Annotated in this window: 12 protein-coding genes and 1 pseudogene; 6 read left to right on the top strand and 7 right to left on the bottom strand. The window is 47.1% G+C overall.

Annotation, left to right across the window (positions count from 1 at the left end; genetic code table 11):
• Nucleotides 1-266 precede the first annotated feature (266 nt).
• The 6 genes and pseudogenes from B5D35_RS07920 (at nt 267) to B5D35_RS24810 (ending at nt 6,615) form a co-directional block, all read left to right on the top strand.
• Nucleotides 267-1,750, top strand: a pseudogene (locus B5D35_RS07920) (carbon starvation CstA family protein).
• 100 nt (nt 1,751-1,850) lie between these two features.
• Nucleotides 1,851-3,548 carry a sensor histidine kinase gene (locus B5D35_RS07915; protein WP_078752047.1) on the top strand — a complete coding sequence of 566 codons (1,698 nt, stop codon included), beginning with the start codon at nt 1,851-1,853 and terminating at the stop codon, nt 3,546-3,548.
• Complete coding sequence (gene btsR / locus B5D35_RS07910) at nt 3,542-4,270, top strand: two-component system response regulator BtsR (protein WP_078752046.1); 729 nt, start codon at nt 3,542-3,544, stop codon at nt 4,268-4,270. The genes B5D35_RS07915 and btsR overlap by 7 nt, the downstream gene beginning before the upstream one ends.
• A gap of 148 nt (nt 4,271-4,418) precedes the next feature.
• Nucleotides 4,419-5,720: an APC family permease gene (locus tag B5D35_RS07905; RefSeq protein WP_078752045.1), complete on the top strand. Its 1,302-nt coding sequence runs from the start codon at nt 4,419-4,421 to the stop codon at nt 5,718-5,720.
• An 8-nt stretch (nt 5,721-5,728) separates the two neighbouring features.
• The gene (locus B5D35_RS07900; protein WP_244556533.1) at nt 5,729-6,334 is read left to right on the top strand and encodes a DMT family transporter; all 606 of its coding nucleotides are present in this window, start codon (nt 5,729-5,731) and stop codon (nt 6,332-6,334) included.
• Nucleotides 6,289-6,615 carry a DMT family transporter gene (locus B5D35_RS24810; protein ID WP_244556532.1) on the top strand — a complete coding sequence of 109 codons (327 nt, stop codon included), beginning with the start codon at nt 6,289-6,291 and terminating at the stop codon, nt 6,613-6,615. Before B5D35_RS07900 ends, B5D35_RS24810 begins: the two co-directional genes overlap by 46 nt.
• Before the next feature lie 13 nt (nt 6,616-6,628).
• On the opposite strand, the gene kch is transcribed toward B5D35_RS24810, so the two are convergent.
• From kch to B5D35_RS07865, 7 genes are all read right to left on the bottom strand, one after another.
• Nucleotides 6,629-7,837: a voltage-gated potassium channel protein gene (kch, locus tag B5D35_RS07895; RefSeq protein ID WP_078752044.1), complete on the bottom strand. Its 1,209-nt coding sequence runs from the start codon at nt 7,835-7,837 to the stop codon at nt 6,629-6,631.
• 112 nt (nt 7,838-7,949) lie between these two features.
• Nucleotides 7,950-8,819, bottom strand: coding sequence for a hypothetical protein (locus B5D35_RS07890; protein WP_078752043.1), 870 nt, complete (start codon nt 8,817-8,819; stop codon nt 7,950-7,952).
• Entirely contained in the window at nt 8,809-11,265 is a 2,457-nt protein-coding gene (locus B5D35_RS07885) for a fimbria/pilus outer membrane usher protein (protein WP_078752042.1), read from the bottom strand. Before B5D35_RS07885 ends, B5D35_RS07890 begins: the two co-directional genes overlap by 11 nt.
• The gene (locus B5D35_RS07880) at nt 11,262-11,927 is read right to left on the bottom strand and encodes a fimbria/pilus periplasmic chaperone (RefSeq protein ID WP_170915149.1); all 666 of its coding nucleotides are present in this window, start codon (nt 11,925-11,927) and stop codon (nt 11,262-11,264) included. Before B5D35_RS07880 ends, B5D35_RS07885 begins: the two co-directional genes overlap by 4 nt.
• A gap of 28 nt (nt 11,928-11,955) precedes the next feature.
• Nucleotides 11,956-12,669, bottom strand: a complete 714-nt coding sequence (locus tag B5D35_RS07875; protein WP_198557012.1) for a fimbrial biogenesis chaperone — start codon at nt 12,667-12,669, stop codon at nt 11,956-11,958.
• Nucleotides 12,670-12,726: 57 nt separating this feature from the next.
• On the bottom strand, nt 12,727-13,218 hold the full coding sequence (locus B5D35_RS07870; RefSeq protein ID WP_078752040.1) for a hypothetical protein: 492 nt from the start codon (nt 13,216-13,218) through the stop codon (nt 12,727-12,729).
• 101 nt (nt 13,219-13,319) lie between these two features.
• A complete protein-coding gene (locus tag B5D35_RS07865; RefSeq protein ID WP_078752039.1) occupies nt 13,320-13,814 on the bottom strand; it encodes a hypothetical protein in 495 nt (164 codons plus the stop codon).
• Nucleotides 13,815-13,818 lie beyond the last annotated feature (4 nt).

The following is a 13,818-nucleotide window of genomic DNA, read 5'->3' as shown; positions in this document are numbered from 1 at the left end:
TCAGCGAGCATCTCCCTGCAGCTTGAGTTTTCCGTGATTGAAACCACACTTATAAAACCGCGGACACACTTCCCTTCACTAAAAGTAGCACATTTGTCTCATAAGTGATCCGATCAGTACTCGTCGAGCTTTACACCACCTTGACCGCTCAACGCTCTATCCTGCCACTCACAACGCTATTTCCCCGCTTAACCAATCAGATGCTGCTGCATTGACGTAAACGCCGTACATTGCCACCGTGCATTCACTCTATAAGGACTTTTGCCATGATGTGGTTTCTCTTCTGTGTCGCAGCACTCGTTGGCGGCTATTTCATTTACGGTGCCTTTGTCGAAAAAATCTTCGGCATCAACGACACCCGCAAAACCCCTGCTCACACCAAAAACGACGGTGTTGACTATGTCCCTATGTCCACGCCTAAGGTTTATCTCGTTCAATTGCTCAATATCGCCGGTGTAGGCCCCATTTTCGGCCCTATCATGGGGGCATTATATGGGCCCGCTGCGATGCTATGGATAGTGGTGGGATGTATCTTTGCAGGTGCTGTACACGACTATTTCTCTGGCATGCTGTCAATTCGAAACGGCGGCGCATCGGTTCCAACCATCACAGGTCGCTACCTGGGTAATGGCGCAAAACACTTTATGAACATCTTTGCCATTATCCTGCTACTGCTTGTCGGTGTTGTCTTTGTCTCTGCGCCAGCAGGCATGATCACAAATCTGATTAACGAACAAACCAGTCTCACCGTTAGCATGACCTTCATGGTTGTAGTGATTTTGCCTACTATATTCTGGCGACCATTGTCCCAGTTGATAAAATCATTGGTCGCTTCTATCCGTTTTTTGGCGCATTGCTGATTTTCATGTCAGTCGGTCTGATGACAGCCATTGGCCTGTCTGATGAACACACCGTTATGGGTGGCTTTGAAATGTCTGACATGTTCACCAATATGAACCCTGACGACATGCCACTTTGGCCTGCGCTATTTATCACTATCGCTTGCGGTGAAATCTCTGGATTCCACGCCACCCAATCTCCATTGATGGCCCGCTGTATCGAAAATGAAAATAATGGCCGCTTTGTGTTCTACGGTGCCATGATCGGCGAAGGCATCATTGCCCTGATTTGGTGTACCATCGCGCTGTCTTTCTTCGGCTCGCTGGAAGAACTAAACGCAGCGGTCGCGAACGGAGGACCCGGCAATGTCGTTTACGGCGCGTCTTTTGGTCTTCTGGGTGTATTCGGGGGTGTGATTGCATTTCTTGGCGTCGTGATTTTACCTATTACCTCTGGCGATACCGCATTCCGCTCTAGCCGACTGATTTTGGCTGAATACTTCAACATGGAACAAAAAACGCTACGTAATCGACTGATTGTTGCCATTCCGCTGTTTGTTGTCGGTGGTATTCTGACTCAGGTCGATTTCGGGATCATCTGGCGTTACTTTGGCTTTGCCAACCAAGCGACAGCCGTAATGATGCTCTGGACGGCTTCTGCATACCTACTTCGCCACAACAAACTGCATTGGATCACCACCTTGCCAGCCATGTTCATGACGACGGTGTGTGTCACCTTCATTCTGAACAACAGCACACTTGGTTTTGGTTTGCCGATGAACGTTTCGACCATTGCAGGCCTAATTTTCACATTGAGTGTTACTGGCCTCATCATTAAAACGTCTAAAGGCAAGGGGGAAGAGGATTTGGCCGATGAAGATAACTCAGAGGGTGTGACGAAGACGGCGTAATTCGTGTTCCCATTCAATAACAAGAGCCTGCGTAGTCAGGCTCTTATTGTTTCACTTTTAAATGAGATTAAAATAGCGAAAACAACCGTTAAGGTCTGATATGGAACTCGTCATCTCTCTGCTTCAGCAGATGTGTGTCTATCTTGTACTCGCATACATGTTGAGTAAAACGCCCATCATTCTTCCTTTGCTGAATATTTCCTCTCGGATTAGCCACCGCGTCATTTGCTACATCTTATTCTCTGGTTTTTGCGTACTTGGCACTTACTTTGGCCTTCAATTCAATGATGCCATTGCCAATACCCGAGCTATTGGGGCCGTAATGGGAGGATTATTTGGGGGCCCAGTGGTGGGTTTTCTTGTTGGCTTAACAGGCGGTTTGCACCGTTATTCTCTGGGAGGATTCACCGACGTTGCATGTGCTATTTCAACGACGGCTGAAGGGCTCATCGGCGGCGTGCTTCACGTCTATTTTGTGCGTAGAAACCAACTCACTGCACTGTTCAATCCCGCCGTTGTTTTTTGTATCACACTGTTTGCTGAAGTCACTCAAATGCTGACCATACTTTTGGTCGCAAGGCCCTTCGATCAGGCATATGCCTTGGTGTCTGCCATTGCCGCTCCCATGATCATTGCAAACTCCATCGGTGCTGCCCTGTTTGTCAGCATTCTTCAAGATCAAAAAACCATTTTCGAGAAGTATTCCGCTACCTTTTCCCGACGAGCACTTAAAATCGCAGAGCGATGCGTCGGCATTTTACACGGCGGATTTAACAGCCAAAATGCAGGAAAGATAGCCCGCATAGTGTATGAAGAAACAAAAGTCGGTGCGGTCGCTATCAGCGATAAAGAAAAGATCCTCGCATATGTCGGCATTGGAGATGACCATCATTTACCCGAGACCAAGATATCGTCGCAGGCAACGATGGATGCGATTGCACAAGATAAAATCATCTATTTGGATGGCAGCGAAAACCCGTACCAGTGTTCTATTTCGTCAGAGTGTAAGCTTGGCGCAGCACTGATAATACCGCTGCGTTCTGGCGATGAAGTGGTTGGCACAATCAAGCTCTATGAACGAAAACATAAACTTTTTTCTACCATCAATATGTCTATGGCGGAAGGTATCGCCCAACTGCTTTCCAGTCAGATATTGTTCAGTGGTTACTTGCAGCAAAAATCGCTGTTAACACAATCAGAGATAAAACTGCTTCAGGCACAGATTAACCCTCACTTTCTGTTCAATGCCCTGAATACAATCAGTGCCGTAATTCGTCGTGATCCAAATAAAGCGCGAGAGTTGATTCAAAATCTCTCGCAATTTTTCCGGAGCAACCTAAAACAAAACATCAATACAGTGACACTTCGTGAAGAGTTAGCACACGTAAATGCGTATCTCAGCATTGAAAAAGCCCGCTTCACAGACCGTCTCCATGTCAGCATTGAAATCGACGATGCGCTGTTAGATATCACCTTACCAAGTTTCACCTTACAGCCCTTGGTCGAAAACGCCATTAAGCGCGGTATTTCGCAAACGCTTGAAGGCGGTGAAATTCGAATATTCAGTGAACAAACACGCACTGGCTACGCCATCATTGTGGAAGACAATGCCGGGACATATCAGGCGCCAAGTCCCGAACATACTGGGCTCGGTATGGAAATTGTGACTAAACGATTAGAAAACCATTTTGGTCGTGATGCATCGCTAAAAATCGACACGCGGCAAAACCAATTCACGCGAATGACGTTTATTATCCCGTCCGTTATTGCCCACAGAAGTATTGAAACGACATGCTAACCGCCCTTGTAATTGACGACGAACAGCTGGCCCGCGAAGAGCTCACCGAGCTTTTGACAGAAACGGGCATCGTCAATGTTATTGATGACGCACCAAACGCCATTATCGGGCTTCAGAAAATCAATGCGTTTCGCCCAGATGTTGTCTTTTTAGATATTCAAATGCCGCAAGTGTCGGGGTTAGAACTCCTTTCAATGCTGGACCCCAACAACATGCCCTATGTGGTATTCGTGACTGCCTATGATGACCATGCACTCCAAGCGTTTGAAGACAATGCATTTGACTACCTCTTAAAGCCCGTGGAGCCTTCCCGCCTTCAAAAAACCGTTTTGAGGCTGCAAAAAAACCTGAATCACCTTACACGCCAACAAAACTTTTCCGCGCTAGAAACGAACGCATTGGCACAGATCCCTTGTGCGGGCCACAACAGAATACTGTTGGTACCAACCAATCAAGTAGAAAGCGTTAAATCCGATTTGAGTGGCGTGCATATTCAGTCTGCGGAGTTAAACGGCACCACGCAGTTGACCTTGAAAACACTTGAAGAAAAAACACCGCTGATACGCTGTCACCGCCAGTATCTCGTGAACGTTAATCATATTCGAGAAATCAAACTACTCGACAATGGGCTGGCAGAAGTCATCACCACCAGCCGCTTTCATGTCCCGGTTAGCCGCCGATTTTTAAAGCCACTCAAAGAGCAAATTGGTATTTCGGTATAGCCTCAGAAATACGAAACCGCCGTGGTTAATAACCACGTTAAAACCCAACGCCTGCCTTCATTGCGTTTGTCACTGATCCGCGTCATCTGGCCATAACCTGATGGACTATCCTCCTTGGTAATTGTTAACGAGCCCCCAAGGAAAATGGATGTCAGACTCAAATCCGCTACCCCACCACAAGCACATGAGTGTTTGGGGCGTTGTTGCACTCGGAATAGGCTCGATGGTTGGTGCGGGTGTCTTTGCACTCTTAGGCCAAATTGCCATCAATGTGCGCAGTGATACATGGATTGCCTTTGTTCTTGCCGGCATCGCCGCCTTGTTCTCTGGGTATTCCTATGCGCGATTAAGTGCTGTGTTTCCGTCTCGCGGAGGAGTCACTGACTTCTTTGCATTAGGCATTGGTTCTCCTGTTGTCGAGCGCGCGCTCGCTTGCTTGTACCTGATCACACTCATTTTGACACTTGCCCTTATCGCCAAAGCCTTTGGGGCGTACACTGCACGCATTCTCCACCAATCAGAACACAGTGACTGGGTAAACATCTATGCCACTGGCATCATGATTTTGCTGACAATCATTAACCTCTTGGGCTCTAAAACAGTAGGCAGGGTTGAGCTTGTGCTGGTCGCCGTCAAACTTATTATACTGTTTCTGTTTATCATTGTCGGCGCGATCACGCTCAAACCATCGATGTTAGAGGTCCATCAAGACGTGCAAACATCGATGATGTTCTCCAGTATTGGTCTTGCCTTTTTTGCGTATTCTGGGTTTGGACTGATGGCAAGTGCCTCCGCCGATGTGACTAACCCCGAGAGGGACATGCCCCGCGCATTCATGCTCGCAATCGGCCTTGTCATTGTGCTCTATGTGGTTCTCGCCCTTGTCGTATTGGGTAACGTCAGCCCGGAAGATCTGATTAAGTATACCGACACCGCCGTCGCACAAGCCGCCGCCCCCATTCTAGGCAGTGCTGGCTTTTTACTTGTCTCGATAGCCGCACTTTTTGCTACCGCGTCTTCCATTGTCGCGAACATTTTCTCTATGTTAAATGTGTCCAAGGAGATGGGTAGTTCCGGTATTCTTCCGCTGCCGTTTAGAAAAGCGATCTTCTCTGGCGGTAGTCAGGGGTTTTTCCTTTTGATTGCACTGGTTATGCTACTTACCAATTTCTTCAATCTCTCCTTTATCGCGAACGTCGCGAGTGCCACCTTTCTGGCTTGCTATATCGCGGTGTTTGTCGTGTGCTGGCGAAGAAGAAAAGAATGCCATGCCAATGCCCTCCTTCTGGTACTCGGGTTTGTTTTTATGGTTGGGATATTTACAACCTTTATCGCCGAAATGGTCATGGCCGGACTGTGGTTACAGTGTGGAACGCTTGCCGCAGCCATTCTGGTCAGTCTTGCTATTGGTTGGAAAACGCCACCTGAGAACACTGAGATTGAGGAATAAACACGTCAATGTTTAACATACTCACACAGGCACTCTCTAAGCTTCAAGACGAAGCGAAAGGCCGTGTTTTCACGTTGATGGGTGTGATGATTTTGAGCTTTGATAGTTTGCTGGTACGGCTTATTGACAGTGATCCTTGGACACTCATTTTTTGGCGCGGATTATTGCCGTCATTGGTTTACTTTCTCGTGCAATGGCACATGGACAAAACCGTACTTGAGAAGCACTTCTTCAAACCCGTATTAAGCACTTTGCTAACAGCAATATTGTTGGCGGCCTCAACGATTTGCTTTGTATTTTCGCTCGATAATACGCAAGTCACGAGCACATTGGTTATCGCCAACACAGCGCCTTTAATCACCGCAGTACTGGCCTTCTTCTTTTTGAAAGAGCGGCTTTCAACCTCAACAATGATTGCTATCGCGGTGTCAGTAGGGGGGATTTGGCTTGTGTTTGGCTATCAGCCAACACATGCTGAGCTTGAAGGGGATTCTCTTGCATTGGTGACAGCGCTTTCCATGTCGGTGTATCTCATCATGCTTCGAAAACACAGGCACGTTATGCAACCGTGTTTTTGGTTTACGGCGGACTATTTACTGCAATCATCGCGCTAATCGCGGGCGCGGAGCCCTTTTCGCTTACCCTTCAACATGCCTTATTCATGCTTATGCTGTGTGTTGTGGTGCTTCCGTGTTCGTTTCTGTTTATCAATATCGGTCCGCGATACCTTCCCGCCGCAGAAGCCAGTCTCATCTTATTGCTGGAAATATTGTTCGGGCCGCTTCTGGTCTGGTTAATATTGGGAGAAGCCCCTACCCGCTCTGTCGCGCTGGGGGCAGGAATCATATTGCTTACGCTCGTCACTTATACCTTGTATGGCCAAAGGCATCGATAAGACCGATGCCCATTTAATCCCCTTTCATCAACCCTTTACCTGACCCCAGCAGCATCTCTAACAGCTGATCATTATCAATAGATTCGCCCGCCAATACACTCGCCAGAATTTTACTGCCGAACAATTGCGGGGAAATCACAACATCAGCATTCACCTGTTTCACTTTGTTCAGATTTTTCGCGTCATTCACTGCCGCGACCACTTTTATATCGGGTGAAATGGATTTTACTGAAAGAACAATAAATGCGTTTGTGGCATCGTCTTCCGTCAACGCCAACACTGCCTTACACTGCTCTGCGCCCGCCTCTTTTAAGAACTCGCTGTCTGTACTATCTCCGGACAAGATATCGATTTTCCGTCCAATACGTTGTTCGATACTGAGAAATTTATCTTCATCTTCGATAGTCAGCAACGTCACTGGCATTTCCCGCTTGGACAACTGCCAGACCGTACTGGTAGCAAGGACTGACGTACCACACACCAAAAAATGGTTCTTTCGATTCATGGGTTTTTGAACTCCTTTCACCAGTTTGTTTAATCCGCCACGGATAATGGGCCCAAAGACGGTTGTGAGTGATGTAGCAAAGACAGTGATACCCGCGATAATGACAGAAACAGTAAACAACCTTGCCGCTTCCGTTTGCGGAATAATGTCCCCATATCCGACGGTCGTCATCGTGACCATGGAGAAGTAAAAGGCTGTCATCAAGTCATGAATTTGGGGCTTGAAACCGCCACCAAAGTACAAAGCACCGTATGTGGAATAAAAGAGCAGGACAGCGAAACTAATAAAAGCCGCGATCCCACCCGCAGTGGCACTGGAGCGATGAAAATCTTTCCCCAAAGAAAAGAGCAATACCGCCGTCCCCGCACTTAAATATAAGTGTTTGCCAAAGTGAGGAAAGAAATGCCAATTGAAGGTAAAAGCGATAATCAACAAGATCAGGCTAACAGCCCATGCCACCCTCGCGCGAAACAAGAGCCCCAGCGCGTTAAGCATAAGAAAGGCGCCAAGCAATAACCAAGGGCCATTGGCTGCGTGCGCCCAATCTATGTTGGCAAAATTCTTGATATTAAACAGCGCGATCAGGTCAAGCTTTTGACCCCATACCGCGCGAAAAATGACAACACCATTGAGGAAGACAAGACCCGCAATCAAGATGTGTCGTAAATACAGCAACAGGGAAAGAAACTTGTCCCATTTGGCTTTGTGCCACTTCAATATCCCATCACTCCGAGTATTTTTCTTGAAGGGAGTATAGTGGCTAACACAACATGTATTTGTATATTCGCCAAGATATCAATACAGATGACAATGCCGGAGGATTAGCAAGCTACTGCGGTGCAAGTGACAGGCTAGGTGCAATATAGATATGTACAGTGTCACTGTATTTGCCCCCAGCTTTACGTTTAGTGTCACCCACAATAATTTGGATGGACAAGGGCGTGCCATCCGTAGAATGGCTTCGGCTCCATCGCCTTTGTGTGCCATCAAAAGAAATAGCTTCATTGGCTATCAACATCTGATACGCCAAATCCCATTTCGGGTTTTGTGATTGATGACGAAGCTTACCGTCATATAGGGAGTCAACTGACAAGGCATAAGGGGCAGTACTTTCTACCCACAACCTAGGGTCATAATCAATGATTTTATTTGACTTCAATGACCCTAAATCGAGGTTGTAGTGCCGTTGAGACAATCCGTAAAACTGAATGCGTGCACTCGGCAAAACCGCCGCATCAACATTTAGCGTAAGCTGATCCATTTCCATCGAGGAGTTCGCTTGAAACAAGGACGCTCTCAGGCGATTTTTATACACTCCCGCTTCGAGCCATTGCCCACCCACAAAGCGAAATTCAACAATCGCGTCGGTGTTGTCACTGTCGAGTTGTAAAATCCACTTATTCGACTGAATCTGACCTTGCGTGGAATACCAATCGAAACGCATCTCAGCCCTGTGCGCATTGGTCAGCGCCGCGCGTTCATTTTCCAAATCTAGGACAACAATCACGTCGCAACCTTCAGATATGGCCGTTCGAACGTTGAACTGCTGCCTGAGAGGATAGGTGCTTGTCGCAAAGACATCGTACGTGTTTACGCTTGTTATTGGCTCCAAGCTCAATACCGATGCCTCACACATATCAGCAATACTCAGCGAAGAATAAAGAAGCGTCCCGCTGAAAAGTAACCCTCTACTCCACATATAATTCTCCCAAGCGCACCAACGTCTCGCCTTTGTCATCAATGATGATGCCGACGTTTGTCCTCGGATTGGTTTTTAAAACAAGTAGGTACTTACCCGGTCGCATCCCTGAAATAGCAAAACGTCCCTTCCTGTTGGTGAAAAACTCCACCGGTGAAACCCGCTCATCATCAAGAAAGACAGCCTCACCAACCGTAAGCGGTACGGGGTTGTCATTGTTTTTGAAACGCAAAACGCCCAATGCGGTGATGACGGCATCCGAACCAATCGTAAACTGATATCCCTGCTTGTAGCCGGGATTGACAGAAAACACACCTTCACCCAAATCATAACCGGCCGGTAAGTCCTCAACATCAAAGCTCACAAACTGAGGGTTATAAGAAATCAAATCCGGAATCAGAACATTCGACGGTGTGTTGCTGATCACTCGCGCATACCCGTCCGTACTTGATGGGTCGATATCGATGGTATTTTCAGCCAGACTTTTATGTTTGCTGACGATCGCAAAGGCTTCGCCGACCTCCCGTCCTACCGCGATGTTATCTCCAGAAAACGCGATGGCACTTGAAAGCTGAAGCCGCGTGCTGTGATTGCGCATATCTTCGCTTAAGTCTTCAAAACGGGTAAAGTGATCGGCTCTCGCTTGAAACCGATTTCCCGTGTAATCGATGGACCCATTGATGTTTGCGTCTCGGTCATCATCCCGCTCAATCGATGCAAATGCCGAAACGCCGCCAGTATTGCCCACACCTTCACGGTAACTGATATCTAATCCAGCAAAGCCATTTACATTCTGCACACGGCTCACCATTCTTGTTGTTTCACCGATTGGCCAGCTAAGCGTAAATGTGGTGCAAAATTCGTCGTCACCAGAGCGGTACTTTTGATAGTCTACGCGCGTGCTCCACGTTGCTCTGGTTTGAAATAAAACCCCCGTCAAACTTGGGCTAACCGACCAATAATTGTCTGTCTCGCGTTCCCCTTGCGAATAAGATAAAGAGAGTGCAGAGCGCAACGTTGGCGTCAGGTTAAAGGACGTGAAAAATGAACCAAAGTGCCTGACCGAATTAAGCGGCGAACCCGCGTTATCAATCTCTTCTACGCCAGCAAAATTTGGGCTGACGTAGTCGTAAAGAAAGCTCACTTGCGTTAGCCATGCTAACTCTTCCGCGATGTCTATATCCTGCGCGAAACGAAATGCATGCCCTTTGCCGAGTTCAGGGTGTTCACTTTGACTCGCGACCATCTCGGTCACCCCCAAAGACGACGCCAACAGTACCGTTCCACCATATTGATAAAGTGACTCGCGCTTCTGTCCATTGATGCCGACCGTCAGCCAAGGTGCAATACCAACATCAACGTAACCGGAAATGATCCTCTGATCCGTGTCATAGTGCAGCGCGTCTTCTTCAAACTCAGTCGGTGCTCCCACCAAAAATGCGTATTCATATTGGCCTGCCGCCAATAAATCATTCCCCGTCGCCACGGAAAAACTGACCCGCTCTTCCTGTCCTGCTGAGTCAGTGATCACAAGCTCTATGTCGTTGATACCTTGAACTATCGGAATATCATTGAGGTTGTACGTCCCGGCATTGAGCGTAAAACGTTGCACGACAGCACCATCTACAACGACATCCACATTTGACGTGCGCGTCAGCGTGAACGTTTGCGACGCTTTTGGCCTGACATTACGCGTAGGAATAAGTGAGAAATCTCGGGTAATGCCAATACCAAACACATCGACACTGTCTTGAAACAAAGTTCCTGCATTAAACATATCGCCAACCACTAAGCGAGTTCCACTTGTCGGAAAATCAAGGTTCAGACGTGTTCCCTGACGAATGTATAGCCCCTCAGAACCGTCTAAATCGTCATATGTCGATTCGTACTCAAGCGACAGTCTTTTATAGTTGAACCCAGCATCAAAACGGTGGTGATAATGGCTTTGTTTGCTTTCTCCGTGACCCAAGGATTGCACCAAGGTGTTGGAAACGGACGCATTGATATAACCACTGATATTTTGAGGTTCTATGAACACAGTGTTCCCCGTTTGTTCCGTTATCGATAGGTGCTGCGTTTTCATCTGATCGGACGGGATCGTTATCACGCACTCCAAACTGGAAAAATCAAAAGCCAGTACCAATCCTGCCTGAACAAAATCATGCTGGGAAAGCAGGGAACCATCACGGCTTTTTCCAAGCTTAGCGAGTGTTGATGGCATCACCATCGGCGCCAGCAACGTCAATGTTGACGCCTTAGGCAATAGAATCTCGTCATCGGCGGTGATGGTTAATTCGGTTTCACCGATGACACTGTCACTTACCCGCAAAAGAGACGTCAGTGTAATATCTCGTCCAGTCGGGTTTATTTTCTGATCGGCGGAAGCTGACGAAATCAAAATTGGACTGACAAGCAACAATACATTGAGATATCGCACCCCATTCATCGCGGCTCACCCACATAAGCTCCCGGTGTCACAAATGTGGGTACATCCAAAACGACAGATGACGAAGGGGATAGAAAACGTTCGCCAAATATCGTTTCAGGCACTTCAATCACGTTCTGACTATTTTGTATAAATCGAAGGCGACTGAGAAACGTGTAACGATTACCGTGATTCGACAATGTTGCTTTGTCACCACGGATACGCAGTGTAATCTCAGCCTGTTGGCCAGGTGAAGATACATGCACCAATGCGTTATAGTGAATTTCTATGGCTAATGCAGAGCCCGCACTTTTGTCCCAAGAATCGGGGTTATCAAATGGCTCAAGGGCTGGTTGGGTAAACCGAACAAAAAAACTCTCCGATTTTGGCAGATTCCCCTTCCCCAGCCATTGAAGCCGAAAGACTTGAACACCCCCAACTTCAAGAACGGCAGCAGGTGGAAACACCACTAACTCAGCGTTTTCGGTGTCCTCAACGGTAAAATTACCATCCCTATCAAACACCAAGTGACGCACGCTGACTTCAATGGATGTTTGCTTCGAGCTACTATTTTCCAGCCTGATCTGTGCCGTTGCCCTGGACTGCGTGCTCATCTCAATAATCGTCGGAGAAATCGTCAGTGCATCAGCATGAAACCCCAATACACCGCCGAGTATGCACATTAACGCCTTATGCATAACAACGGCCCAACTAGTTAAGGTTGCTGATTTCTACCGACGTCTTATTCGGTGAAAAACCTTTGATCGGTTTCATTGAAAAAACGCGTGAAGAATGCGGCAATACAAGCGTCGCCGCGATGTATTTACTGATATCAGCCCCGCGCAAAACCATTGTTTTTCCGCCTTCTTTCAACGTCCATATCACCTCATTGATCCTACCGTAACTGTCTCCTGTATTTTCCACCTCCACCAGCCAGTTTTGTTTGTCCTTTTTCAGACTTTTCACCGACAAGTTGGACGATACATTCTCCGGTTTGACGTTCATCAAGGTGTCGAAACGCATTAACAGCCCAATATCTAAATCCTGATCCTCATCACGCAGCACATTCTGTTGCCGAACAGAAATCCGGTACGCTTTTGACTGTTTAATTTCGGGATCGCCAATGTACCTGACAAGCACGGACTGAGATTTACCCGGCGCAATGACTGCGGTAACGGGTATCACCAGAAGGTCATCATCCGCAGCATCCAGGGTTTCAATACCTGCACGATCCATCGAGAGTTTGAGCGGAATTAATTCTACTGTAAGGGGAAAATCGTTCGTGTTATCGATACGCATCGACATCTGCGCCCCCCTGCCCAGAGGCGTCATTTCCGCAATCATCGGTTTGACTTGATAGGCATGAGATACCCAAGAAAAGAGTAATCCCATCAACAACACAGACCAAGAGAACAACATATTCATCTTTAGAGTGCTCCTGCTTTGCAAAGACACAGGGAGGCTATCGCCTCCCTGACCGCTCTATTGCTGAGCTACTGTGATTGTTAGCGTATCTGTATAGTCACCGGCAAACACCGTACCCGTGGGGACATTGATGGCCATATCACTCGTCACGCCAGCGGCCAACGAAGCCGAACCAGCATAATTGGCAGAAGCACTGTTACCAACAGAAGTGTCTAAAGAAACTGGGCTACCACCCATTGCGAGCGAAGCTGTGTAATCCAGCAGAATGGTGGAAGTTGGATCAGTGCTTTTTAAACCTTGATTAGAACTGGTCAGCGTAACCGTTGCACCCGACGCATAATTACACGTTACGGTAATGTCTTGGATCGTGCCTGTGGTTGCAGACCCTGTATTTAACTGACCGACATGCAGGTTTGTCGTATCGTGCAAACCGGTGACCGCGCAGACAGGGTCAACATTACCCGACACTTGAACGGATTGAGGTGCAGCATAAGAAACCGCCGCAAATAACGCAGACACTGACATTGTTGCGAGAACTAGCCTTTTCATAAACTTCTCCAAGAGATCATTTAACTTACATGTATCGGCTCAAAAAGCCATTTTGAGCCGAATCAACTGCATGACTGCATGACTGCAGATTCTATAAATTATTAATATGCATCGTTAATTGAAGGCGAAACGTCAATAGTAATGATGTCCAAATATTCCCCTGCGAAAATTAACTTTTCTTTCAATGTTATTACCAACTTTCCTTCGGAGAGGAATGGAATAGCATTTGAACCGTTAACATATTGCGGATAATGTAAATCTTTACTATTAAAGGTGCGATTAATACCCACACTAGACACCAATATATTTAGGTCATAGAAATTGGGTTTATCACTGTGATCGCTCGTCAATTTCAGACCACCGGATCTTGAAAAGACTGACATTGCAAATGGCTGATTGCAATCGACAATAAATGGGAGGGTATGTTTTTTCCTCTCCGTTATATTGACGACATTTCCAGCATTCAACTTGATATCACACCGAGACTCAATCTCACCAGAGATCGTCATCGATAGTGACTCTGAAACAGCGAACGCTGTTTCCGAATGAAGTATACATATGCCAACCAACATTACTGTATTAACGCGAGAATACATCAAA

The organism is Enterovibrio nigricans DSM 22720, assembly GCF_900167155.1.
GTDB lineage: Bacteria > Pseudomonadota > Gammaproteobacteria > Enterobacterales > Vibrionaceae > Enterovibrio > Enterovibrio nigricans.
Note: the sequence above shows the minus strand (reverse complement) of the source record. Positions and strands in the feature narration are given on the sequence as shown.

Coding starts and splice junctions, on each gene's coding strand:
- B5D35_RS07915 (WP_078752047.1), top strand. CDS start 1,851: ATGGAACTCGTCATCTCTCTGCTTCAGCAGATGTGTGTCTATCTTGTA.
- btsR (WP_078752046.1), top strand. CDS start 3,542: ATGCTAACCGCCCTTGTAATTGACGACGAACAGCTGGCCCGCGAAGAG.
- B5D35_RS07905 (WP_078752045.1), top strand. CDS start 4,419: ATGTCAGACTCAAATCCGCTACCCCACCACAAGCACATGAGTGTTTGG.
- B5D35_RS07900 (WP_244556533.1), top strand. CDS start 5,729: ATGTTTAACATACTCACACAGGCACTCTCTAAGCTTCAAGACGAAGCG.
- B5D35_RS07890 (WP_078752043.1), bottom strand. CDS start 8,819: ATGTGGAGTAGAGGGTTACTTTTCAGCGGGACGCTTCTTTATTCTTCG.
- B5D35_RS07885 (WP_078752042.1), bottom strand. CDS start 11,265: ATGAATGGGGTGCGATATCTCAATGTATTGTTGCTTGTCAGTCCAATT.
- B5D35_RS07880 (WP_170915149.1), bottom strand. CDS start 11,927: ATGTGCATACTCGGCGGTGTATTGGGGTTTCATGCTGATGCACTGACG.
- B5D35_RS07875 (WP_198557012.1), bottom strand. CDS start 12,669: ATGAATATGTTGTTCTCTTGGTCTGTGTTGTTGATGGGATTACTCTTT.
- B5D35_RS07870 (WP_078752040.1), bottom strand. CDS start 13,218: ATGAAAAGGCTAGTTCTCGCAACAATGTCAGTGTCTGCGTTATTTGCG.
- B5D35_RS07865 (WP_078752039.1), bottom strand. CDS start 13,814: ATGTATTCTCGCGTTAATACAGTAATGTTGGTTGGCATATGTATACTT.